We start from the raw sequence: 24,168 nt of genomic DNA, 5'->3' as shown, positions 1-24,168 counted from the left end.
TTTTTATGAGTAAATCGAGCACGGTTAAGATTTGGATTGCAACTGCATTAGTCTTTTTGCATGCAACCTACAATTTTTTAACTGCCGAAAGTTTGGAAGCATTTGATGCAGCTCAATATTTTCTAGGTGCTATAGGCATTGTTATGGGGGCATATTTTGTTGCACAAAAACAGAAGAAAATCGGGATATTTCTATGGCTAGCAGGATTCACTCTTCCTAAAGTGTCTATGATGGTTTTTTTAGGAAGCTTGATTTCAAGCTTTGAATCTCAAGCAATGATGATTGTGATCGGTGCTATTATGTGTATCCTCTTGGCTATTTGCCTAATTGTCTGCCGTCTTTTTTTGCAATGGACTGTTCCTCTTTGGAAAAAGGAAAGCATGCTTAATGAAAAACAGATTCACACTAGACAGAAGTTTTGGAAATACTACATCAATGTAGAGTGTATTGCTGCATGTGGTGCCGGATTGGCTTTAATTCCGTTGATTCCAGCTTTCCTTCCAGAGCTAACCTCTTCGGAAACAATATTTAACTGGTCAATCTTATTGATGATAGTGGGTATTTCGAGTCTTTACAGGAAATATGTAAAAAAACAATGTCTGCCGATTCTTATCCCATCATAAAATCAAGCAAAGGTGCTTAAGTAGGGGAGCTGCTATTTCTATTTACAAAAATCATCTATCCGCTACGCAATGGCTGTCTGAGCAAACAGCAGACCGCTATTAAGCTACCACCTTGCACCTCATCGAAACGACCTAGTTTTTTTTCGTTCCTTTATGACATAGTCTTGATCTTATCGATGAAGGCGACTAAATAATTTTTCGATACTACAAAGACTGTTTTATTGTGGGTGTCTTTGAAGCGTTCATCGTTGTTGCGAATTTCTGAGATATGAGCGGGATTTCCTATGTGGCAGAGATTGTTTTCATAATGATGGCCCCATCTAAGAATCTCAGAATGATTGAAAGCTGCTGCAGTAATTGGTTTGAGAACAATCTTGGTTAAATCTGCATTGGAGTTGATGTCCGAGGCTTCATATGTACAACAGAAGAGCTGTGCATTAGTAACGACAACTGGAATAAAAATCCGATGGCTTTGGCCTCTCCAGGTCTCATCATTGAGGAGTTGGTCATGCATCAGGATTTCCAAGTTGAAAAGCGCCTGTCTGATAGCGGAACGTGCCAGATCTTCTCTAGTGCTACGCAAGGGCAGCATGATATTTTTTGTTTTCTGGTTTTGTGGTTGCCGGTACAAGGATGTTTTATCATCGGTAGTCAGAACCTCCATAACCTGCTTGCTGACGCAATCGACGCAATTCAATATCCTATTGCGTGCGGATACAGTTTTTTCCGGGCCGCTGATGATGTGAACGTCTTTTGTCGAATCTTGGTTCTGAAGAAAAATCCAGTCATATTCAGATTTTTTAGATTCGATCAAAAATACAAAGTTGCCGCTTTGCGCCCACAAATCAATCTCTATCCGATCATTGTCTCTATGCGGTACGCCTTCAAATACATCGCCTCGATGCAGCTTTATATCATACCGGTATGTGGACAAAGCCTCGTAGACCGCATCTTCCAGCGCAAAGCCTTCTCGATTTAAAAGATTTAACAGCACCTGTTGTTCGTTTGGATCTTCATACCAGTTGCTCGGAATACTTGTAGTCGGCGCATCTATAGAGTTTTTCTTTGGCTCTGTCAGAATCGGGCTTTGCTGTCGTGACATTGTTCACCACCTATCCACCACCTAGCATAAAATTGTGGTGTTTTTGAAGTTTAGGTTTTGTTGTAAGTCCTTGAGAGAAAAGAATCTGGGTGAGAAGATTTGAACTTCCGACCCCTTGCACCCCATGCAAGTGCGCTAGCCAAGCTGCGCTACACCCAGATATGAAATTAGACGCTGAGAAGCCCCTCAAATTGGAGCTTGATTTCAAACATGCGGACCGCTATGCGTCCACATTCTTCAATGATTTTTTCCAAGGTATCGCCCGCATGCACATTAGCCTGGCTAATATCAACGCTAATAGAAGAACTAAACGTTGCTCCACCCTTCATGCCCTTTACGCGAAAATTGGCAAACATGCCGTCTTTTTTCTTTGTGACACTAATAAAACGAACAACATTATTTTCAGCAATATCCATGGCGAATCTAACCTGTAAAAGGTCCATATCATAAAATGAATGGTGTTTCTCGTCAATATTTATGCGCCAAACATCGGAAAAATTGACTCTTAAAGGATGCGACAGGCGGTTTTATTTGGGAGGTTCGGCATTAAACTGGTCTTGTGTGTCGCAAGCAAAAGCTGAAAAGATCTTCAACATCGAAAGCGGGATCCTCTCGGGATGATAAACGACCATATCCCAGTTATCGACAGCATCCTCCACAAAGTTGCGCGAAAGGCGTGCAAGGACAAGGGCTGAATTATCGGGATCTACGACGCAAAATTCCATGCAATTTGAACTCAAAAAGGCCATGGCAATGCATGTGTCCTCTTCGTTGTAGAAATTAAATTTGGCCGGCTCCTTGGTGAAGAATTGCCCATCAATTAAGCCGACCTTATCCCCGTCGATGTTGAATACATCGATCTTAGCTCCCCAAGCGTACAGGAAGCCGAGGCAAAAAATGTGGCAGGCGCCATGCCCTTCGAATAATCCAAAGCGATTGTATAAATCATATTGCGTTGCCACGTGGAAAACGCTTTTGACGACGCTCCCCATCGGTTGTTTATCGTGCGTAATGTCGAAGACTGTCGAGAAAGTGTAGTCGCTCTTATCAATCCGGTAATGGGAGTATTCTACCGCTCCGGCTATAGGCATCCAGGCACTCAAACATAGGCCTAATGAAAGCATCCATTTTTTGACTAACATGTAATCATCTCAAATCAAGTAAAAGGGCCTTATTATAAATTGAAAATTTTTTTCCCGCAAGCTACCCCTTCCAACCCATGATTGTGGATAACTTGCAGATAAGCATCCAATAAGTAGAAGATAAGTCGTTTAAAGCTGTCGATATTATCAATAACTGCCTACTTATGGACAAGTTATAAACGAGTTATCAACAATTTATCCGCTGCTTTCCTCTCTTTCTATTGTTATTTTAAAAGGTCTAATACAAATACCTGTAGAGTACTTTTTCTTGAAATCTGCCTTCATAGAATTTTTGTGGAAAGTGTGTCTATTGCAGAGTTATCAACAAATCCACAACAACTGAAGAGGAAGATAAACATATATATCTTTCTCTTCTTCTTCAGTTGCTGTTGAAATGCCTACAAAAAAGTTTTGCCCTTTATCCAGCTTGTCCGCACAATGATCCTTTAAGTCATAAACAATTGCGCACCAGGAGTGTTCATATGATGGGTACCGGCGAAATCTTAGTCATCATGGTCGTTATTTTAATTTTGTTTGGCGGAAAGAAATTGCCTGAATTTGCCCAAAGTTTGGGTAAAGGGATTCGAGAATTTAAAAAAGCTTGTAACGGCGAGGATGAAGAGACGATTTCAGTTCCCACAAAAGTCGAAAAAGAATCGGTATCTTCAAAAAACTCTAAAGATAGTGAATGATGCTTGAAAATGAAGTTTGGAAAAGTCTGTGGGGACATCTTGCCGATTTGCGTTCAACGTTAATTCGCTCTTTTACGGCAATAGGGATCGGTTTTTTGATCGTTTTCAGCTTTTATCAACCGATTTTCCACACACTGACGGCAAATTGGGAGCGGACCCATTTCTCTTCTGTCACCAAAGAAATCATGCAACGCGAGCGGGTGGTCAATACCACTTCAGATTCCATTACCTATGTGCTTCCCCGAGGGGCTAACGTCGCTCAAAAAGAGAGCTTTGAATGGATCGATGCCCAAAGTCTTCGCCTCGCACCGAAACAGCTTCTAAGCTATGAATATCCTTTGCCCAATCGCTTACTCATCTTGGGTCCTCTAGAAGGAATGGTTCTGACTTTTAAGGTTTGCTTTTGGTGCAGCCTTGCCCTAACTGCACCCATTTGGGGCTACTTCTTTCTTCAATTTTTTTTGCCAGGACTCAGAAGCGGAGAAAAAGCCCTCCTAATCCCGTTTTTTGCTTGGTCGGGCCTTTGGATGGGAGCCGGCTTTGCCCTCGCCTATTTCGTCACCATTCCTTTGGCAAATAGTTATTTGGAGGCGTTCAATGCTCCGATTGGCCAAAACGCGTGGACCTTGACCCACTATATCGACTATACGCTAATGCTGTTTTTGGGACACGCCCTAGCCTTTGAAATGGGGCTGCTTTTACTCTGCCTCGTCCATTATCAGTGGATATCGGCAGACTGGCTCATTTCCAAAAGAAGGCACATGATCGTGTGCGCCTTTATCATCGGAGCTTTATTGACGCCCCCTGATATTCCGACGCAGTTCATGATGGCGATTCCCTTGATCAGCCTGTATGAACTTGCCATCCTCTACGGGAAATGGCAAGCTCGGCTGAAGCACGCTATTTTACCCTAACATGGACGAGATCGTTTTTGTCATGTTCGTCTAAGTACAAGCGCCACTGTTCGGCGAGCTGAGCAAATTCTTCAATCAAATCTTTGAGCTGTCGTTGGTTAAGAACATCTGGATGGCCCAAATAATTGAGATAGATTTGATACTGCTGCTCATCGATGGATAAATAGGTGCGAATAGATGGGTGAGAAAATGGGGATTTATGGGACAGGCAACGTCTTACACTAGAAGGAATGTAATTGCCCCCATAATAGATAGATGTTGTCAATGATAACTTAGAAGCATCATCTAGGAAACGTACCCTAATATCTGATCCTTCAAAAGGTACATCGATCGCATCTCCCCCTGCCAATTGATTCAATATTTTTTTAATATCTTTTTCAATTAACATATTTCCCACCCTAATTTGCGATTAAGATGATTAAGAGAAATAATATCATTCCTCTTAATTATTATTATATAACCAATGAAATTAAATATGAATAAAACTTGTTGAAATAATTAATAATTTTTTTATATTACAGTAATATGTGAAAATAAAGGGAATAAAAAAACTCCTTGCTTTGGTAAAAAGCGAAGGAGTTTTAGAGGATTATTCGAAATAGGTGTATTGGAAGGTGAGCTGAGTTCCAGTATCAGCGCCGCTATCAAAAGGGTATTCGGCAGTTGTTGGAAGGTCAGATTGAGTGATAACAAGAAGGCCTTGCAACACATCTGGAGCAGTGGCTGTTATAAAGGCACGATAGGTGCCAAATTCTGCATTGTTAATCACGATAGTATCACTTCCGCCGGGTGGGATAGGGCTGGCAGGTGATTCTAAAATGGTTTGGTCGGGCAAAACCACAGAAGCTATAAAAGGAGAACTAAAAGGGGGGGTATTCTCAAAGGTAAATGTTAGCGTAGCTGTTCCTTGTGGAAAAGTGATTCCTGGCAAGCCATTAGGCCCCGCAGGTCCTGTGGCTCCTGGCGCTCCTGCTTGTCCATCGACGCCGTTGGCTCCGGGCGTTCCCGAAAATCCCTTCGGTCCTCGATCTCCAGAACTGCTGTGTCTTGAGGAGCAAGAGCGCTCAATGATCACTCCAGCTCCGATGCCGACGATGGCTGCACCTGCGAACCATTTGGCTGCATTTGAAGAGGTGCAGGTTTTTTCTTCCTGTTCGCAACAGCTATCAGGATAATGTTCTGCAAACGGCTGTGCATTGAGAGGGGTCAATGAGCATAAACCGATGGTTAACCAACTCACGGCTTTTGAAAAGAGATTGGCTTTGTGGAGATGCCAGCTAAACATAAGAGAGGTCCTTTCTTAGTGAATGCGTGTTATGTTTTCATTAGGTCTTAAATTAAGGAACGTAGTTGTAAAAAAATGAAACTTGTCCGTTCGGTTGAAATAAGGGAGCTTCATACGTTTCGACTAAGACACCATTTTTAAAGATTTCTACGCGTCCCTCGCCTCCTCCATCTGCAGCAATATCTACGAATGAAACGACATAGGTTCCAGCAACTAGTGGAGGATCGTAAGTCAGCATTTGGGTCAAAATATTAAAGATACTAAGCTCTTGTGTAACTTGGACTTGTTGATCCGGAGTTGTCACAGCTCCTTTAAAAGCAACTCTAAAAAAGGTAGTATCTAAATTAGTGAAAGTAAAGCTAAGGGTGTCTGGTCCTGTAACGATAGGCAAGGTTCCTGGGTCTCCTGGGATACCGGCTGGGCCCGTAGGACCAATAGGACCATTTGGTCCAGGCTGCCCCGGATTGCCAGGTACTCCCGAGGAGCCTGAAAAACCAGAGGGTCCACTATGGCTATGCTTATGTGGCTTGCCGATTAAGAGCCCTGCTGCGGTACCAGCTAAAAGGGCACCTCCTATCCAATAGGCTTGAGAAAAACGTTCACAACACTCTTCTGCAGGATGGCAATTTTCACATTCATTGGCACTCAGTTGCTGAAAAGAAATTAGCAAGCTCAAGCAAAAGTAAGAGAAGCGCATCACCCAGTTTTTGATTTTTGGTAGCTTCAGCATAGTTAATCCTAAAAATTTAAACAGTTATATGGGTTCATGAGTAAAAACGATAAAATCGAAGGTGACTTGCTGGCCAGCCGTCGTGAGGTCTAGGGAATAGACCGTAAAATCGGTAGACAATACTTCAACACCGTCTAAAAATTGTTGGACATGAATGTTGATGATGTTTTCATCAGCTAGTGCAAAAACCGAATCAACCAAAATAACCAGTTTATAATCTCCGACTTCGGCTGGATCAACGGCAATAGAAGCCTCTGTTGGAAAAGGTGCATTGATTCCAAAAGAACTTGTCAAAGTTGTTTGTTGACTGGGGCTGATGACGCCACCACGAAAAGTTGCTGTGGCTGGAAGGTCTTGTTCAGCAGTTGAAAAAGTGATGAGTAGAGAAGCCCCTGGTTCAACAGGAAAAGGAAATGCGGGGCCATTTGGCCCAGCTGTTCCTGGCAGGCCAGTCAATCCGGCTATTCCATTAGGCCCCGCGGGTCCGTTGATTCCAGGAGAGCCGCGTGACCCACGAGGTCCGCTGTCACTGCTGCTAGAATGTGAATTGGATAGGGCTGTTCCCGCAACAACTCCTATTGCTGCTGCACCCCCTATCAAAAGAGCGCGAGTATTAGAAAAACATGTTTGGGGTTCTTCTTCGCATACGCATTCTTGGGAGTGGCAAAAAAGCGTTTGACTAACAAAAATCAAGATGAATAAACACTGCATCCAGGATCGACGCAAAAGAGATAGGGTACGGGTCATATCAAAGTCGCTATGCATAATGGTAAGCCTCAGATTTAAAAGGTAAAGGTGAAAATTAACAATATTTTATTTTAAAGTAAAAAAAAATAACATATTTTCTGAAATCTGATTCTATATGCCATTGTAAGGGCATTCAAAAATTACACTCGCGATTAGTCATAGACTCCTCTCGAAAGAAGCTTGATGAGGTTGAGTGCTTTTTTAGAATGTCTAGGAGCCAGAATGATGTATGGAATCAGAGGTAAGGATGGTTTTTATTAAAGGCAATTGTTTGGGTTTTAAGCCAGTATTTGTACGCAACCATAATTTAAGATGAATGCTTCGAAAAATAGCGCTTGGCAGCCTTTAAAAGCTGCTTACGCATCTTTTTCCAAGCCAGGTAGGATCGCTCGGCATCAGTCATAACTCGATCGAGCTCTGCTTCCTTGGTTAATGTGGGGAGATGGGCGATTTTGGGAAGTTTTTGCGAATAATAGGCATAAATGGGACTGTAGCTTTGACTCTTGCCTATTTCGGCATGGGAATCAATACCTGGAATTTGGATTTGCAGGTTTTGATCGACAAAGGGACGAGATTGTCCATTGATTTTATATTGAAAAAGCTTTTCTCGACAAAATTCTGAATAAACCATTTTCAAATCCTCTTCGCCATCTATCTTCCTTTTTATTCCCTATTTCTATTTCTATCAAGAGCATTTTTGCCTGGACTGGGGCTATTTTTTAAGGCAAGAGAATAAATGAGAATGACCTTTGATGTGGATAAAGGATCAAACAATAAAAGAATAGACTGAATGTTAAGACAATCTGTAAATAGGGGAAAGGCTCTTGCGTTTACCCAATGCTCTTTCACGGATTAAAATGGAAATCCATCTTAGTAATCCAATCCCCATTGGATAGGACTCTTGCCTTGCTGCTGCAGAAGGGAATTGATCTTTGAAAAGTGGCGACACCCAAAGAAACCATTTGCGGCTGAAAAAGGAGATGGGTGGGCTGCAGTCAAAATGTGGTGGCGGTTCGCCATGCTGTTGTCTTTTAAGAAGCGGCATTTGTCTTGGGCCGATTTACCCCAAAGAACAAAAATGACTGGATCTGTCCTTTTTTGCAGAGAACGAATGACAGCGTCTGTAAAGCGTTCCCAACCTCTTCCATGATGTGAAAGGGGCTCGCTTTGTTTAACTGTGAGAGTGGCATTAAGCAGCAAAACGCCTTGGTTGGCCCAAGACAAGAGGCAGCCGTGCGAAGGTGTCGGCAGTTGGATATCGCTATGGAGTTCCTTAAAAATATTTTGCAAGGAAGGAGGGGGCTTTATTCCCTTCGGAACGCTAAAGCTTAAGCCATGAGCCTGACCCGGACCATGATAGGGATCCTGCCCCATGATGACTACCTGGACCTTGTCATAAGGTGTATGCGTGAAGGCATTGAAGATGAGGTCGCGCGGAGGGTAAACCGGTTTGGGAGAGGTGGCATACTCTTTTTCGACGAAGGCTGCTAGTTCGATCATGTAAGGCTGCTTGAGCTCTTCCTGCATAACTCTTTGCCAGCTCGGTTCTAAGACAAAAGGGGTAAAACTAGAAGGCTGCACGTAACTATCCTATGAGTTGTTGAATTTGCTGAAGCAGCGTTTGAACTTGCTCTCTTTGAGAAGCATTTAATTCGCCCGGAGCTTGCTTGATTTGGGTGTAAAGGCGCTCGAGATTCTGAATGAATCCTTTTCCAACTTTTTGCTGACGCTTGTCTTTGTAATCCAAGGGAAAAGTCTGCCTGATCAAAGTCAGCACTTCAGCCTTTGTCTCGCCTTGGTAATTTTCGACAATGCTTTGCTTTTTTTCAATGCTACCATTTCGGCTGGCTAAAACATAAACGGCTTGGCGCGGCATCCATTCGATCTGTGGCCTTAAATTTTTGGGCATCGTCTCATAAAATTCATAGTATTGCATGAGATTATAAGGAGTCTGCCGGTTACCATAAGCAGCCATGAGCCAAGCTGTGAAGGCTCCATCGCGATAACGTATCAGGACCTGGTGGGCTTTTTTGATCCGTTCGCCGTGCAAGATGGCTGCTTGGTTGTTAATGGCCTTGACCTCTGAGGTCAAAGAAATTAACAGCTGTAAGTCAGCTTGAATATCTCGGCTTTCTTGCTCATATTCCTTTAAGAGATTTTCGAGGGAGCCTTTTTCCTTATCGCTCAATTCTGCAACGCTAAAGACACCCGAAAAACTGGTGAGATTGCCTGTAGCCGATTGCTTGGCCATGGCCGCCATCTTAGAGGTATGGGGGGAATTTTTTACCCTTTGCGTGAGGATTGAGTTGACATTAGCCATTTGCCGCATCCTTATGTTCGAAATCTATGGACTTCTTGCTTAATGGGAAGCCTAATTATGGGGATGAATTGTTAAAAAGTAAAGTGGGTTTGCACGGATAGGGCAGCTGTCAAATTCGCTTTACAGCTGCCTTACATCAAATTTAGATTATCGGCCGAATCTACTTGAGCCGCTTTAAAAGCTCTTTGGCGACCGCTATGTAATCTTCGGCAGCCCGACTTTCAGGATCGGTTTCAAAAACGGGTTTGCCAAAGATAGAGGCTTCGGAAACGGAAATGTCGCGCCTAATTTTGCTTTGTAGAATCTTGGCTGGAAAGGTGCGTTCGATGACATCTAAAAAGGCTTGATTACTTTTGCCGCGTGCATTCCAAAAAGATAGAATGACTCCTAAGACATTCAAAGGATGACGCTGCCCAATGCTTTCCATAAACTGACTTAGGCGTTCGAGCCCCTTGACACTGTAAAATTCGGGAGTTACGCAGACGAGGGTGTGTTGCGCCGCAATCAAAGCCGACTCGGTTAGCCAACAGAGGGAAGGGGGGGTATCGATAATAATAAAGTCGTATTTGAGAGGATTAATCAAATCGCGCAGTTTTTCATGCGAATAGCGGTCTGCCGCTAATTGCCCCGTCACCTCAACCCGCTCCAGCCATGTGTCGGCCGGAATCAGGTCGAGGGAGGGAAGGTTCGTCTTCTTAATGACATCATCCACAGTTTTATTGCCTTGCAGAACGGGAGCTAAGCTGTCGTTTTCATCGGGGTCGAATCCTAGCCCCGTTGTCAAATTGGCTTGCGCATCAAAATCGATCAATAAAACCTTTTTTTTATGAAACTTTGCCAAAGCAGCCCCTACGTGTAGGGCTGTAGACGTTTTGGCCGTTCCCCCTTTGAAGCTGCTAATAGCAATCGTTTGCATGGTTTTAAGCCCCTTCTGTTGTGGATTGAGAAGCATAAGGAGACAGCGGCTGCCGTTGTTGCCTTTCAATATCAATTTTTTGAATAAAGCCATCGATTTGAATTTCGCCGTGAACGACGTTATCGCGCGTACGTAAATTAGCCGTCTGATGTTCCATCTCTTGATCGCCAATTGTCAAGATATAGTTGTATTGGGCAAGCTGGGCATTGCGAACTTTTTTGCTAACCGATTCTTGAGCACTATCAACGTCGACGTGAAAACCAGCGTCTTTGAACCGCTTCGCTAGCTGGCGGGCGTATGGTTCGTGGCGATCGGCGACGGTTAAAATACGAATCTGAGAAGGGCTGAGCCATAGCGGGAATTTGCCGACGTAATGCTCGATCAAAATGCCAAAGAAGCGTTCGATCGATCCAAAAATGGCGCGGTGAATCATCACAGGACGCTTACGGGTTCCGTCGGGAGCTGTATATTCCAGCTCGAATTTTTCTGGCAAGGCCATATCCAGCTGGATTGTTCCACACTGCCAGCTTCGGTTGATGGCATCGCGAATGTGAAAGTCGATCTTTGGACCGTAAAATGCTCCATCTCCTTCGTTGATGCGGTATTCGCGTCCCATCTCATCCAACGCCCCTTTCAAACCAGCCGTTGCAATGTCCCACTCTTCGTCTGTTCCGATAGTATTCTTTTCCGGGCGGGTCGAGAGTTCGAGCCGGTACTTAAGACCAAAAGTTGAGTAAATTTCGTCAGCCAGTGCCAGGACAGCCAAGATTTCTTGCTGGATGTCTGTAGGCTTCATAAAAATGTGCGCATCGTCCTGGTGGAAGCTGCGTACTCTAAATAGACCTGACAAAGAACCTGAGGGTTCGTAGCGGTGCACATTGCCGATTTCTGCCACTCTTAAAGGAAGCTCACGATAGCTATGTGTTTGGCCGCGATAGTAAAGCATACAGCCTGGACAGTTCATGGGCTTAATGGCAAAATCGCGATCTTCGATTTGAGAGGTAAACATGTTTTGGCGGTAATTGCTCCAGTGGCCCGATGTTTCCCAAAGCTCGCGGGTCATCATAGTTGGCGTTTTAATCTCGATGTAGTCATGGCGGCTCAGGCATTCTCTAATATAGGCAACCAGCTGATTCCAGACTATGAGCCCTTTAGGATGAATAAAGGGCATACCAGGACCCTCTTCCTTTAAGGAGAAAAGATCAAGCTTTGGACCAAGGATTTTATGATCTCGTTTTTTGGCTTCTTCGAGCTGATGCAAGTGCTCTTTTAATAGCTTGCGGTCTGGAAAAGTAATGGCGTAAATGCGAGTTAGCATTTCATTGTTAGAATCGCCTCTCCAATAGGCACCCGCTGTTTTCATCACCTTTAATGCTTTAATCTTGCCTAAGTTAAAGAGATGAGGGCCGCGGCATAAATCAAAAAATTCTCCTTGACGGTAAGCTGTCAAAGGACTTCCTTCTTCAAAACTATTAATCAGCTCACACTTATAAGGATTGCTGGCAAAGAGACGTAAAGCTTCTTCTTTCGACGACAGCATTTCGCGTTGAGAGACATAATTGGCAGAGACAATGGCCTGCATTTCCTTTTCAATGCGCTCAAAATCAGCATCCGAAATATTTAAGTTGGCAAAATCATAGTAAAAGCCTGCATCGATTGGAGGGCCAATGGTCGGCTGGGCATCAGGCCACAAACGCAAAATAGCTTGAGCTAAGACGTGAGCAGAGGTGTGCCAGAAAATTTCTTTCCCTTCGGGATCGTCGAAGCTCCACAAAACCACATTGTCGCCGTCACTAAGAGGATGAGAAAGATCGACCGTCTTTCCATTAATAGACGCGCCTAATGCTTCGTGCGGTCCTTTTAAATTCAATTTGTCTGCCAAATCTTTTGCGGTGCTTCCCGGTGGGAGCTCTAAAGAGGATTGATCTTTCAATGTAATAAGCATGAATTGTACTTCCTTATCTGTTGACTTAAGGATACCAGTTTACACAAAGTGCGAAAAAAAAAGAAGTTAGAGGATTGTCAAATTCTTCAAAATATACGATTAAAATAATTGGTTTTAATTGCTTTAGGTTAAGATCTTCTAATAAGTAAAGAATATTAGTTGGTGTAAGCGCATTTAATCTAAATGAGTGCAGTTTATTTATCTTTTATAAAAATTTATTGCTTGAAGAGGAGGCTAGTGCGGATTCAAGTTCGGGATTATCTATTTAGGGTATCTTTTTTTGTAAAAAACCCCAATTTTCTCAACTGGCTTTTTACTTTCTAAAGCGGTATATTCTCAAACATTTACCGCACCAATTGATTTTAACTTATTTAAATAGAGCATGCAGTGCTTAATCAGCCTATAGCGGCTATGTAAGCAAGACTTGCCAGGTTTCAAATTAGAAGTCATTCAAGAGTAGATTTTTAAGTTGGATCCTTATGAAGGGATTTGAGATAAGAGAATTAGAAAACCATAAGTGGCTTTAACGAGTTTATTGTGAAACAAGAAAAAATCGAGCGCATTTTAGCTTCTGTTAAAGCTCCACTGAATCACCCTCTCTTCTATCCTCGCGTATTTGCTTTGACTGTCAAAGAAAGAAAGCAGGAGAGGACAGCTTCAGATAAGCTTTCTCAAATGGTTGTGGAAGAGTATGAAGAACTTTCAAGGCGCTTGGATCGTTCTCAGATTCAAGAGGGGTGCTCTGTCCGCAATATATTGCGCACGACCCACTTGGTGAAATGCCTGGTCGATGACAAAGGCGAAATAAATCTTGCCATCCTTCCCACTTTGATCCAGCAGCTAAAGAGGCATCTCTATTCACTCGGACCTTATCGACAATACGATTCAAAGCGGCAAGAGCACATCTTAAAGGTTTTGCAGCTCTTGTTGCTAAACAAAGATTTAGTGCGGATGCTCAAAAAAATAAGCCGCCCACTCTCCAACAAGTTGGCTGAAGATGTGATTAGGGAGACATTGCAGCTTCCTGCTCAAACGGTCATTTCTGATGCCCATACGCGACGAGCTGTATTAGCAGCTTGGCTGTGCTATTTGAGGCAAAATGTGGGATCCTGCTTTGCCACGGCTCCCGCCGAAATCGTTCAAAGCGAACAACCAGAACTTTTTTTGCAAGATCTCTCTGATTTAATCGCAACGGGTCGATTGAAGCGAACGTTTGGAGGGATTGAATACTCAGCTCCCATCAGCGCCAGTTGGGGAAGTGGCGATCTTAAGAAGCCTATTTTCATGCAACTTTCAACCAAGGGAATGATGCCAGAAATTTGGTATTCTCCTGGTTTGATGATGGCTTTCGAGGTGGTTGGTTTAATCAACAAAGAAAGTACGACCAAACAAAAAGCCAAACAGATTCAAGATTGGCTCAGCCCCATCATTTTGCAGCACGCGAGCCACGCCTCTTTTTGCATCATTACGACCGAAGAGATTCTACGCATTGTCTTGCTGCAAGCCTTTGGACTCACTGAGCACCAGATAATAGAGTATGAAAACAGGCCGCGCGCCATGATTCAAAGCAGCCTTCTCATGCAAACGCCTCTCATTGGAAAGCACTCAGGAGGGATTGGGGAGAGGTGTGCCAATTTTCTTTATCAATTCGAGGCAGCAAAAAATGCCTTCAAGTCGCTTTCTGATAATGCTTTATTAAAAACATGGGAATTCACCCTCGCCTCTTTCTCAGAAACCAAGCTCGAATTTACACGTTGGAACTTATATGCAAGCCTGGGAATGGGAACTAATGAGCCGGGCGGCATCGGACAATGCATTCAGCAAAATATTCAGCAAAAGCTTGACCAAGTCAACAAGCTTGCCCAAGATTTGCAGTATGACTATGAGATGATTTATACCCAGGTTAAGACGCTGGAATCGCGTATGAGGCACTCTTCGGAAAAAGAGGTGCAATGGCTGAAAATGGAGTATCAGACGAGAACCAATGAATTCTACTTCATTCAAGAGCAGCGAGACGATGCTCAAAGCCGTGCATCTGCCCTTGTAGACCTATATGATTCCCTTTATCAAATTTATTTAGAGTTATTCAAAGAGTACTTTCAAGAAGTCTATGATGCCGATATGCAAGAAGTCTCAACGGGTCCCTTTGATGACAGTCCAGCCGGCTTCAGACTCCTTTATAAGCATGGACGTAGCAATACGTCGCAGTGGACGCGTATTAAAAATCAAACCGATTTTATCGATTCGTTAGCCTCATTCTTTGTGGCAACTGAGCCGCAAATCGCCTCAGCCCTAGAAAAGCAGGGGGTTGAGAAAGATCTTGCAGACGTGGTCACCGCTATCATCAATCACGTCAAAACAAAGGAATTTTTAGAGACGGCCTTTTTTCGCATGGCTGCTGCCCACAATGTTCCCATTGTCAAAGATCCTCTCCATCACCTAGATCAGGTAGAGAAAAAGCCTTGGGTTTACACCTCGGGCGGAACGATGAATACATTGGTTAGCTGTTATTATCGCATCGAAGACAAACCCAAAGAGGCGGCTAAATGGGTCGAAAGCGAAGTGGAGTTGCTTGTTTTTTTAGCAGATACCTTAAAGCACATTCCGCGAACCTTAATGAATCCCTATCTTGAAGGCCAGCGCAGCTTGATGCTCATGCAGTCGCCTACACATGCTTTTTTGTTAAAACCTTGTGCAAGCCCTTTCAAAGAAGCATGGATGGGCGAAGAATTTACCTATACATCGATCAGAGATCTGTTTGTGAAGCCATCTGAAATGTTTGTCGACAATATTTACCTAGACACCGAGATGATTCAATTTCTGGTTCAAGAGCTCGCCGAAAAAGTTCCAGAGAATTTTCAGCCTAGATTTAGAGCCCTTTTTAATGCTCTTTCGGGGCCTTTAAACCCAGTCTACTTTAGAGATGTACTGGTAGATACGATGCAGCAAGATAGAGGCCTGCGCTATGGTTCAAGGCCTGTTTTGGCAACTGATGAAATCGACAGCCTGCTCTATTCCAGGCTCCCTCTCTTTCCCATCCACGAATTGAAGGATCGGCTGCATAAAATTCTGATTTTATTGCCAGGATTAAGTGCTGCGAAAGCCGATGAAATCCTCGCTCTCTTTGATCGCATTCCTTTGTCCCGCAGTCAGCACATTGCTAGCGCTAACCAGTTGCAGGATGCTTGCAAAGCCCTACTTTGTTTGAGTGAAGTGAAAACAACCATGCCATTTGACTATCATCTCCATGTCAGCTCGGCTTGCCAAAAACTTGGATTTGCCATGCCCACTCCCATCATTTTTGCTGATACCAATTGGGTCAAAGATGAGTTTGGCTTTGTGATTAATCCTGGAACTGGGCGGCTCGAGCTGTGGCGCTTAGATTATACTGGATCCACTGGATACCCCATGTCCAGCTGGAAAGAATGGGTTGACGGTTCGCGGACAGACCTAAAATGGGGAATCTATGTCAAACCGCCCGAATATGGCCAAGTCTAAAAGAGTTGCCTAACTCTGTCTTTTTATTATAAAAAAATATTTTAAAAATAAAAGATGACAAATATTGAAATAAAATATAAAGTATTTCGTTTTTCATCAATTAACTATGCTTCACAAGGCCTTGTCAATTAGAAAGGCTTTTCTTCAAATAAGCCAGTTAGTGTTTTGTAAATCGCTTATATATAGATTCTTACCTTTTTAAACCTATTTGTAAGACACTTTTTTACTAACTTACTGTTGACTTTAACGTTTAAAGCGATTAAAACCATTAGCAAAATTTGTGAATTAACATCAAAAAGTGAATTTTCTTACTTATTAAAGCCTACCTGTTCTTTTTCATAAATTTTCTGAAATCAAAAAGATAATTGAATACTTCAATTAATTTCTATTCTACAACAAATGGAGTCGACATGAAACTTGTAAAGTATCTGATGCCTTTATTAGTGGCAGCAGGATTTACATCTGTTACTGTTTTTGCGCAGCAACAAGAAACCGCATTTGAGCGCCAACTTAATGAACGTGATGATCAGCCTCTAAGAGAGTTTGTTCAATCTAAAGAAAATATTGACGTTAAAAAGAAAGCGAACAACCTAGACATCAGCGGAGATATTCGCTTCGAGTGGCGTTCGATCAGAGAAAAAGGTGTTGTATTATTTGCAGAGGAAGATTGTTCAGGCTCTTCTTGCTCTAGCGGATCATCTAGCTCTTCTACTTCAAGCAGCTCTTCAAGCGACAGTTCTGCTTATTATAATTCTAAAACGCACTTTTTCCTTCTTGGTAAAGATGGCGATTTGATCCCTGTTGGAAAAGATTATAGAAACTTGCGCGGCGGCAATCACGTTGATGCTAGAGGCTTGCCAATTTCTACTAACGACTTCGACGTTGAGTTCAACTTTAAACTTAAGTATTCATTTGGACGTGCATGGGCAGCTGCTCACCTCCAATTTGACAATCCAGCAGGTATTCGAGGCCGCAACGATTGTTTCGGTGTTTATCCTGTATTCAATGCCGATGGAAGTGAAGTCGAATCTCTTCGTCCACGCAACATGAAGCGTTGTGGCAAGGGAAGCGGCGAAGCTAATGCAATCAACTTGAAGCGCGCTTACATGGGTTACAATGTATGGGCCGATGGTAAGCACCGCTTTGACATTGAAATTGGTCGTCGCAAGCTCGATGACGTTTTTGATTCTGAAATTCAATTCTCTAGCCGCTTTGACGGGGTATTGTTGAAGTTTGCAAGTGCGATTGATGATGTCACAGACTGGTACTGGGAAGGTGCTATGTTCGTCATTGACGAGCGTGTCAACCACTTTGGCTGGGTAACTGAAATCGGTGTACTGAATCTTTTCGATACAGGTTTAGACATTCGTTACTCGTTTATCGACTGGCAAAAAGTTGGTAGAAACCGCTGCCATAAACGCAACCCATATGGCACGGAATTTAGAAACTCGCAAATTACTTTGACCTATACAATTACACCAGAGCTTTTCTGCAAGACTGTACCGGTTGAATTCTATAGCGGTTTCTTGGTTAACCATGCAGCTAAAGCTAACAGATTCACCAACAACAAGAAGAAAAACTTGGGTGCCTACGCAGGTGTTTACGTCGGTGAAGTGAAGAAAGAAGGCGACTGGTCGTTCGATATCGAGTATATCTATGTTCAAGCACAAGCTGTTTCTGACTTTGACGTTGGAAGCATTGGCCGTGGTAACATTTTAGATGACAACATGGTGGACATCGTTGGTTTCTCAGACTTCAGCAGTGGAAGCAGCAGTGGTATGATTGGGTACTACCCACGCCGCGGTAATGCGAACTTCAAAGGTTGGAGATTCGAATTCTTGTATGCGATCACTGACAACTTCTCAATCGATACGATCTTCGAATTCAGCAAAGAAGAAGATAAAAGAATCGGTGGACGTCATCGCTACAACGATTTCGAAATCGAAGCAATCTATGCATTCTAATCTTGGATAGCCTTTTTTCAAAAAGCTATCGCATGAGAGGGGATCCCAGGGATCCCAGGGATCCCAGGGATCCCCTCTTCCGTATTTAAGAGCCTGTTTTATAAGGCCACTTCCAATTTCTGACCTCCGGCATATCTTCGCCAACTTTTGTGATATACTCGTTGTGCTCGATTAACTTATGGCGCATTTCTTGTTTGGTGTAAGCTGCTAAGTAGCCCAAACGTGGGACGCGATCGATGACATCGCCTACGAGATGGAACCGATCGATTTCATTCAGCACGACCATGTCGAATGGTGTTGTCGTTGTCCCCTCTTCTTTATACCCCCTTACATGAATGTTATCATGATTTGTACGTCTATAAGTCAAGCGGTGGATGAGCCAAGGATAGCCATGATAGGCAAAGATGATTGGCTTGTCAGTTGTAAACATTTCGTCAAAATCGGCATTAGAAAGGCCGTGCGGATGCTCCTCTTTTGGTTGTAGAGTCATCAAATCGACGACATTGATTACCCGGATTTTTAAATCGGGAATATTGCGCCGCAAGATGTCGACTGCTGCCAAGGTTTCAAGGGTCGGAATATCGCCTGCACAGGCCATGACTACATCCGGCTCGGTTCCTTTGTCATTGCTGGCCCATTCCCAAATGCCAATTCCTGCCGTGCAGTGTTTGATAGCAGCGTCCATGCTTAAGTATTGCAGAGCAGGCTGCTTGCCGGCTACGATGACGTTGATATAGTTTAAGCTTTTGAGGCAGTGATTGGTGACAGAAAGCAGGGTATTGGCATCTGGCGGAAGGTAGACGCGCACGACTGAGGCTTTCTTATTGATCACATGATCGATAAATCCAGGATCTTGGTGCGAGAATCCGTTGTGGTCTTGGCGCCAAACGTGAGAGCTGAGCAAAATGTTGATTGATGCAATCGGAGCGCGCCAAGGAATGTGCGCCGTTGTTTGCAGCCACTTGGCATGCTGGTTGAACATTGAATCGATGATGTGGGCAAAGGCTTCATAAGTCGAGAAGAATCCATGCCTTCCGGTTAATACGTAGCCTTCCAGCCAGCCTAGGCACGTGTGCTCACTTAAAATCTCCATCACACGCCCATCGACTCCTAAATTGCCTCCATCACTGTCTTCTGGAAGGTAGTCACCGAGCCAACGTCTTTGCGTGACTTCAAACAGGTTGCCGAGACGATTAGAAGCTGTTTCATCGGGTCCCATGATGAGGAAATTGCGGGGGTTGTATTTCATAACATCGCGCAAAAATGTTCCCATGACTCGAGTGGCTTCTGCTTCGGCTGTACCCGGTGTCTTGACATCAAAGGCATAATTGCGAAAGTCAGGCATGCGCAAGTTGCGTCTTAGAAGGCCTCCGTTAGCATGCGGATTATCTCCCATCCGCCTCTTCCCTTTTGGCGCTAACTTAGCTAGATCGGAAACAAATCTGCCTTCTTTATCAAATAACTCGTCAGGGCCGTAGCTTTTTAGCCATTCCTCGAGCAGCAAGATGTGATCAGATTGCATATCGGAAAAAGGGACTTGATGGGAGCGCCAAAAATCTTCGGTTTTCTTGCCATCCACTTCTTTAGGCCCTGTCCATCCTTTTGGAGTGCGCAAAATGATCATGGGCCAGAGAGGGCGCTCGTGTACACCATTCTCCCGTGCTTCTCTTTGAATATCCTTGATCTCGCGAATGACGGTGTCGAGAGTTTCTGCCATCAGGCGGTGCATGCTTTCTGGATCCGAGCCTTCAAGATAATAGGGCTTATAGCCATAGCCAATAAATAGGCTTTCAAGCTCTTCTTGGCTGATACGAGCCAAGATACTAGGATTGGCAATTTTGTAGCCGTTGAGGTGCAAAATAGGTAGGACAGCTCCATCAGTGGCTGGATTGAGGAATTTATTTGAGTGCCACGAGGTTGCAAGGGGGCCTGTTTCGGCTTCTCCATCTCCAACGATACAGCCCACGATTAGGCCTGGATTGTCAAAGGCGGCGCCAAAAGCGTGAGAGAGGGAATAGCCGAGCTCTCCTCCTTCGTGAATCGACCCCGGAATTTCGGGAGCGACGTGGCTTGGAATTCCCCCGGGAAAAGAAAATTGCTTGAATAAGCGCCGCATGCCTTCTTCATCTTGGGATACATTGGGGTAATATTCGCTATAGGTGCCTTCTAAATAGGTATTGGCGACGATGCCGGGACCTCCGTGACCTGGACCAATGATGTAAATCATATCCAAGTCAAACTTTTTTATGATGCGGTTGAAGTGGACATAGATGAAATTTAAACCTGGAGTCGTTCCCCAATGCCCTAGCAGGCGGGGCTTAATGTCTTCTTTTTTTAAAGGTCTGCGTAAAAGAGGATTGTCCATGAGATAAATTTGTCCGACCGACAAGTAGTTTGCCGCCCGCCAGTAAGCATTCATCTTATGCAATAATTCATCTGTCAAAGCGTCTTCTGTGTAGGGCTCAAGTTCTAATTTTGTCAACATAAACTATCCTCATGTCAAATGATGAATGGTCCTCATAAATTACTCAGAAAGCCTTTCCGAATCTTTGATTGTAGGTTTTAAGACTAATCTCTAAAAGGAGAGGCGTCAGTAAAAGATGACTTTAAAATAAACTTTTTAAAGATTAATTCAAATGGATCTTAAAAAAATAATTGGGTAGGGTAGGGAGGAGAAGGCTCTGGTCCTAAAACAGGAAAAGATGACCTTGTAGCCAGCTGACCTATTAGATTCTAACTGCAATTCGAATCACTGATTCGGCCAGGCATTTGACCTCGGCCAGCTTAAATTCTATAGTGGTTAAAAAATTGCTTGCAGACGAGTTATAATGACTGATTCTCCGTCTATTTTGTGTTTGCCTAGATGAACTCGATTGTCGAAGAAGTACCTTTCCCAATCGACTTTAAAGGCCATGAATGCATTGGGATAGAGATTGACGCCAACCACAAAGCCGTGCACGCGCCGTGTTCCTTTGGCGAGGCCTCTTTTTAAGCTACTGTCGTCCAAATTTAAATATTCGTAGCGACCAGCCAGTTCCCAGGCTCCTGAGCCGTTGGGGAAATTGGAAAAGGGGATCACCGATTTAAAGCGTTCCTTTTTCTCACCTGTCAAAATGTAACAGGCCTCTATATAAGCGCTATTGGCCTTAAAATGAGCCTCCTGGCTGGGCCCTCTTGTGACTCTTCCCCAGTCAACTGATAAATATTCACCCCTTAGAGAAAAAGAGCCGTAGAGCCATTCGAAATCTGCTCCCCATCGATTGCGTATATCATCCCATCGGACTCCTTCTTCCCATTCCCAAAAAATGGTGTCTGTGCCCGTTCGGAACGTGTGTCCTGAGAGATCTTGAAATTGATGAGAAGTTGATCCTGAAATTCCGAGATAGAATGCCTTAAATGGACTTTGAGTATTCAGAAAAGGGGCGAGCACTAAGCGGCCCACGTATTCTTTTTTGGAATTGTTCTCGAGCTCTCTGCCCTTTCCGTTGAAAACACCGATTCCATATTCTAGCTGTTCATCCCACAACGCACCAAACAACATGACGCCAATGTCTTCGCCTTGAATAAAGTTGATGACTCCCAAACTGCGTTCATTGAATTCGATTAAGAGATCGGATCTGAGCGCTTGCTGTGTGATGGGCTCTTTAAATAAGCCGAATCTGAGCCGTGCATAAGAGGGCTTAAGCGTTTCGATGTAGGCATATTGAAACGTTGTTTCGGCATGGGTGAAAAAGTAGGGTACGAATAAAAATCCAAAGTAATCTTGTATCGTTCCCTCTAGGATGATACGTGCACGCCTGATGCGGAAATTGGATGGTTGGTTCGAATGCTGCAAATAGGAGCGGGTATCGACTTGAATGTCGCCTCCAATACGCAACGTGTTGCCGCCCCCCTTCATCCAAAAACCCCGCTCATAATAGATGTCGATGGGAATTTTTAGCGCATGGGTTGAGGGATCGGCTTGACTTGAAACGCTTTCGGAGCGCTCAGCTGTTTCTGTTTCTTGCGAAATGGCCGCAAAAGGAGCCAAGTATTCATCAACGCTTGATGTTTTTTGAGAAGTGTCTTGTACTTGTTGTTCGAGAGAAGGCGGATCCAATTCATCTTGTGCCACTAGCCATCCGTTTAGGCTCAATAGGCATGTCGTCAACAAACAGAGAGTGTATGCGTTTTTCATAAGTACATTGCAAAAGTAAAAATGCAATTTTATGAATAAAAATATTATGAGCAATCTATTTAATCGATCAGGCGAGAGCTTGCCTGTTAGGACAGAGGGTAGATGGCTCTAGAGCCATCTACCAAGAGGTGAGTCTTTAGTCTTCAAAGCAGAGTTCATGCTCGTGCTTGGATTCGAGAAGCGATTGGTGTCCGGTGTAAATTAAACTGCCAAAAGCGACCGAGGCGGGAACTCGATACTTATTAAGGAGTCTCTTCAGGAATTGAAAGCGGGGATGCTTAATCCCTTTTTCAATGCGGACAGGAATAATGGGATAATTGGCTGCTTCAATGATGTGATTGAAGGGAGCCGAATGGTTGAGCTTCTCGACTTCAGAATAAATGTCCCAGCTTTGAATAAAAATGCAAACCGAAATCCCTTTTTTGAGGGTATTTTGGATAGCCATTAAGCATTCCTGATTTTTCTCGAGAGGCTCAATATCCGGGATGAAGACGACTCGCAAGAGGCGGTATAGGCGCCGCATCCAACGCGAATGATCTTGCTCCTGTTCAATGAAAAAACGCATTCTGCGTCTTTGCGATCCGAGTAAGAGCAGAGTGTCGTTCCAAGCCGTATGGGTACAAACATAGAGAGCCGGGCAATCGGGAATATTTTCTTTGCCTTTAAAGACCGTTCTGAAGTGAAGTTTGGATAGGATAGAGGCAATAAAACGGGCTAAATAATCAAAGAATTGGAAAGAGAAGGCAATAGTCACACCAATGGCCAGAAAACCCATTAACGAAAAACCTTTGTCGGCTGCAATTCCTAAGATTTCTGAATTGAGATAAATCAAGGCTGAAGCTAAGAGCACCCCGACAAAACTAAAAAAGTTGGTGGCTGCAACCATTTGTCCGCGTGATTGTTTGGGGCTTGCGACCTGAATGTAAGAATCGAGAGGGATTTCAAAAATTCCCCCGAAGACGCCCAAACACGTCACGGTTGGAATAATAGCCCATATGTTGTCAGAGAAAATATCTAGGAAAAATGAGCAGATAGAGATGCCCAAAGCACCAATTGGAACTAAGCCCAATTCTACAATCCGTCCCGAAATTTTACCCGCAATCAAAGAACCCGTCCCAATTCCCAAAGCCGTTAAGAAGAAGAGGTAGCCGCCTTCAATGTCAGACAAATGGAGCGACTGGACGGCAAAAGGAATAATGTTTAATTGTGTAAACGCTCCCACGAAGAGAAAGTAAGCCGAACCAAAAATAGCTGGCAATAGTGAGACTTCTTGGCTGGCAAGCTTCAAAGTTTGGAAAATTTCCTTTAAAAAAAAGAATTGAATCTTCTTTTCCGATCCCGAAGGGGGAGTTGGTTCAATACAAAAACTCGTAACCAGACCAATCAAGGCAATAAACGTGCAAAAAATCGAAGAAATAATAAAATTGCGACCTGTGATCTGAATCAGAAAAGAAGAGAGAAACGTTCCAAGGATGATGGCTAAAAAGGTGAAGGAGGTCATCAATCCATTAGCCTTAGAAATTTTTTCTCTTGCAACCAACTCAGGAACAATTCCGTACTTGGATGGGCCGAATATGGCACTTTGAGTGGCGAGTAAAAAGAGAATGGCATACGATCCCCATTTACTCTGAAAGGCAAAGGCGCACACACCAAGCCCCATGATTACTAACTCTAGAATTTTCGTCGTAACAATGATGTCCCTTTTGCTGAAACGATCAGCCAAGGTGCCTGAAATGGCAGAAAAAAGCAGAAAAGGAATGACGAAAGTCGCTCCCGTAGAAGCTAGAATTTGGTGGCTATATTCAATTCCCTCTAATTGAATGAAGAAATAAACAATTAAGAGTTTGTAGATGTTGTCGTTTAACGCTCCAAGAAATTGAGTCACATTGAGATAGGTAAACGATGAAAAACGCTGTAAAAAAGAAGAAATCATAAATTACTTAATCTATAAAGTTGATGTTATACACAAAATAACCACAAAAATTGACTCTGGACGCCACATGCGTAATACTCAAAATAAATTTCCAGGCGCTTTGTCTATAGGCTTTTTATCCCGCCATTTTTGAGGATAAAGATTTTTGCAAATCGGGCTATTTATTGCACTCTTTGAAGA

20 protein-coding genes and 1 tRNA gene are annotated in these 24,168 nt (G+C 43.5%); 5 read left to right on the top strand and 16 right to left on the bottom strand.

Annotation, left to right across the window (positions count from 1 at the left end; genetic code table 11):
* Positions 1-5: 5 nt before the first annotated feature.
* The gene (locus PNK_RS12055) at positions 6-623 is read left to right on the top strand and encodes a hypothetical protein (RefSeq protein ID WP_032124666.1); all 618 of its coding nucleotides are present in this window, start codon (positions 6-8) and stop codon (positions 621-623) included.
* A gap of 151 nt (positions 624-774) precedes the next feature.
* Here the strand turns inward: PNK_RS12055 and PNK_RS12050 are convergent, their stop codons facing one another.
* From PNK_RS12050 to PNK_RS12035, 4 genes are all read right to left on the bottom strand, one after another.
* Positions 775-1,725 (bottom strand): hypothetical protein, encoded by a 951-nt coding sequence (locus PNK_RS12050; RefSeq protein WP_059062273.1) that lies wholly within the window; start codon positions 1,723-1,725, stop codon positions 775-777.
* Between the two features lie 84 nt (positions 1,726-1,809).
* A tRNA-Pro gene (locus tag PNK_RS12045) sits at positions 1,810-1,884 on the bottom strand.
* A gap of 8 nt (positions 1,885-1,892) precedes the next feature.
* On the bottom strand, positions 1,893-2,141 hold the full coding sequence (locus PNK_RS12040; RefSeq protein ID WP_051981790.1) for a hypothetical protein: 249 nt from the start codon (positions 2,139-2,141) through the stop codon (positions 1,893-1,895).
* A 111-nt stretch (positions 2,142-2,252) separates the two neighbouring features.
* Positions 2,253-2,867, bottom strand: a complete 615-nt coding sequence (locus PNK_RS12035; protein ID WP_032124663.1) for a hypothetical protein — start codon at positions 2,865-2,867, stop codon at positions 2,253-2,255.
* A gap of 482 nt (positions 2,868-3,349) precedes the next feature.
* Here PNK_RS12035 and PNK_RS12030 point away from each other — a divergent pair, with 482 nt between their 5' ends.
* Positions 3,350-3,559: a Sec-independent protein translocase subunit TatA/TatB gene (locus PNK_RS12030; RefSeq protein WP_032124662.1), complete on the top strand. Its 210-nt coding sequence runs from the start codon at positions 3,350-3,352 to the stop codon at positions 3,557-3,559.
* Entirely contained in the window at positions 3,556-4,473 is a 918-nt protein-coding gene (gene tatC / locus PNK_RS12025; protein WP_032124661.1) for a twin-arginine translocase subunit TatC, read from the top strand. Before PNK_RS12030 ends, tatC begins: the two co-directional genes overlap by 4 nt.
* On the opposite strand, the gene PNK_RS12020 is transcribed toward tatC, so the two are convergent.
* The 9 genes from PNK_RS12020 to thrS all read right to left on the bottom strand — a co-directional run bounded on the left by PNK_RS12020 (position 4,460) and on the right by thrS (position 12,416).
* Positions 4,460-4,861, bottom strand: a complete 402-nt coding sequence (locus PNK_RS12020; protein ID WP_032124660.1) for a type III secretion system chaperone — start codon at positions 4,859-4,861, stop codon at positions 4,460-4,462. The two genes, tatC and PNK_RS12020, sit on opposite strands and share 14 nt — an antisense overlap.
* 201 nt (positions 4,862-5,062) lie before the next feature.
* Positions 5,063-5,758: a collagen-like triple helix repeat-containing protein gene (locus tag PNK_RS12015; protein WP_032124659.1), complete on the bottom strand. Its 696-nt coding sequence runs from the start codon at positions 5,756-5,758 to the stop codon at positions 5,063-5,065.
* A gap of 52 nt (positions 5,759-5,810) precedes the next feature.
* The gene (locus PNK_RS12010) at positions 5,811-6,488 is read right to left on the bottom strand and encodes a hypothetical protein (protein ID WP_032124658.1); all 678 of its coding nucleotides are present in this window, start codon (positions 6,486-6,488) and stop codon (positions 5,811-5,813) included.
* A 24-nt stretch (positions 6,489-6,512) separates the two neighbouring features.
* Positions 6,513-7,253: a collagen-like triple helix repeat-containing protein gene (locus tag PNK_RS12005; RefSeq protein WP_059062271.1), complete on the bottom strand. Its 741-nt coding sequence runs from the start codon at positions 7,251-7,253 to the stop codon at positions 6,513-6,515.
* Positions 7,254-7,542: 289 nt separating this feature from the next.
* Positions 7,543-7,866, bottom strand: a complete 324-nt coding sequence (locus tag PNK_RS12000; RefSeq protein WP_032124656.1) for a hypothetical protein — start codon at positions 7,864-7,866, stop codon at positions 7,543-7,545.
* Positions 7,867-8,105: 239 nt separating this feature from the next.
* Positions 8,106-8,816: a uracil-DNA glycosylase gene (ung, locus tag PNK_RS11995; protein WP_032124655.1), complete on the bottom strand. Its 711-nt coding sequence runs from the start codon at positions 8,814-8,816 to the stop codon at positions 8,106-8,108.
* Between the two features lie 4 nt (positions 8,817-8,820).
* Complete coding sequence (locus tag PNK_RS11990) at positions 8,821-9,555, bottom strand: CT583 family protein (protein ID WP_059062268.1); 735 nt, start codon at positions 9,553-9,555, stop codon at positions 8,821-8,823.
* Positions 9,556-9,715: 160 nt separating this feature from the next.
* Positions 9,716-10,471 carry a ParA family protein gene (locus tag PNK_RS11985; RefSeq protein ID WP_032125823.1) on the bottom strand — a complete coding sequence of 252 codons (756 nt, stop codon included), beginning with the start codon at positions 10,469-10,471 and terminating at the stop codon, positions 9,716-9,718.
* Between the two features lie 4 nt (positions 10,472-10,475).
* Positions 10,476-12,416: a threonine--tRNA ligase gene (thrS, locus tag PNK_RS11980; protein WP_032124653.1), complete on the bottom strand. Its 1,941-nt coding sequence runs from the start codon at positions 12,414-12,416 to the stop codon at positions 10,476-10,478.
* A gap of 537 nt (positions 12,417-12,953) precedes the next feature.
* Here thrS and PNK_RS11975 point away from each other — a divergent pair.
* Together PNK_RS11975 and PNK_RS11970 are read left to right on the top strand one after the other, a co-directional pair.
* Entirely contained in the window at positions 12,954-15,914 is a 2,961-nt protein-coding gene (locus tag PNK_RS11975) for a hypothetical protein (protein ID WP_059062266.1), read from the top strand.
* A gap of 410 nt (positions 15,915-16,324) precedes the next feature.
* The gene (locus PNK_RS11970) at positions 16,325-17,878 is read left to right on the top strand and encodes a hypothetical protein (protein ID WP_032124651.1); all 1,554 of its coding nucleotides are present in this window, start codon (positions 16,325-16,327) and stop codon (positions 17,876-17,878) included.
* An 85-nt stretch (positions 17,879-17,963) separates the two neighbouring features.
* On the opposite strand, the gene PNK_RS11965 is transcribed toward PNK_RS11970, so the two are convergent.
* The 3 genes from PNK_RS11965 to PNK_RS11955 all read right to left on the bottom strand — a co-directional run bounded on the left by PNK_RS11965 (position 17,964) and on the right by PNK_RS11955 (position 23,988).
* Positions 17,964-20,363, bottom strand: a complete 2,400-nt coding sequence (locus PNK_RS11965) for a phosphoketolase family protein (protein ID WP_059062264.1) — start codon at positions 20,361-20,363, stop codon at positions 17,964-17,966.
* A 315-nt stretch (positions 20,364-20,678) separates the two neighbouring features.
* Positions 20,679-22,055 carry an OprO/OprP family phosphate-selective porin gene (locus tag PNK_RS11960; RefSeq protein WP_079992927.1) on the bottom strand — a complete coding sequence of 459 codons (1,377 nt, stop codon included), beginning with the start codon at positions 22,053-22,055 and terminating at the stop codon, positions 20,679-20,681.
* A gap of 136 nt (positions 22,056-22,191) precedes the next feature.
* The gene (locus PNK_RS11955) at positions 22,192-23,988 is read right to left on the bottom strand and encodes an MFS transporter (RefSeq protein WP_079992926.1); all 1,797 of its coding nucleotides are present in this window, start codon (positions 23,986-23,988) and stop codon (positions 22,192-22,194) included.
* Between the last annotated feature and the right edge of the window lie 180 nt (positions 23,989-24,168).

It is taken from the genome of Candidatus Protochlamydia naegleriophila (assembly GCF_001499655.1).
GTDB classification, from domain to species: domain Bacteria; phylum Chlamydiota; class Chlamydiia; order Chlamydiales; family Parachlamydiaceae; genus Protochlamydia; species Protochlamydia naegleriophila.
The sequence above is the reverse complement of the archived record's forward strand: the minus strand, read 5'-3'. Positions and strand labels throughout refer to the sequence as shown.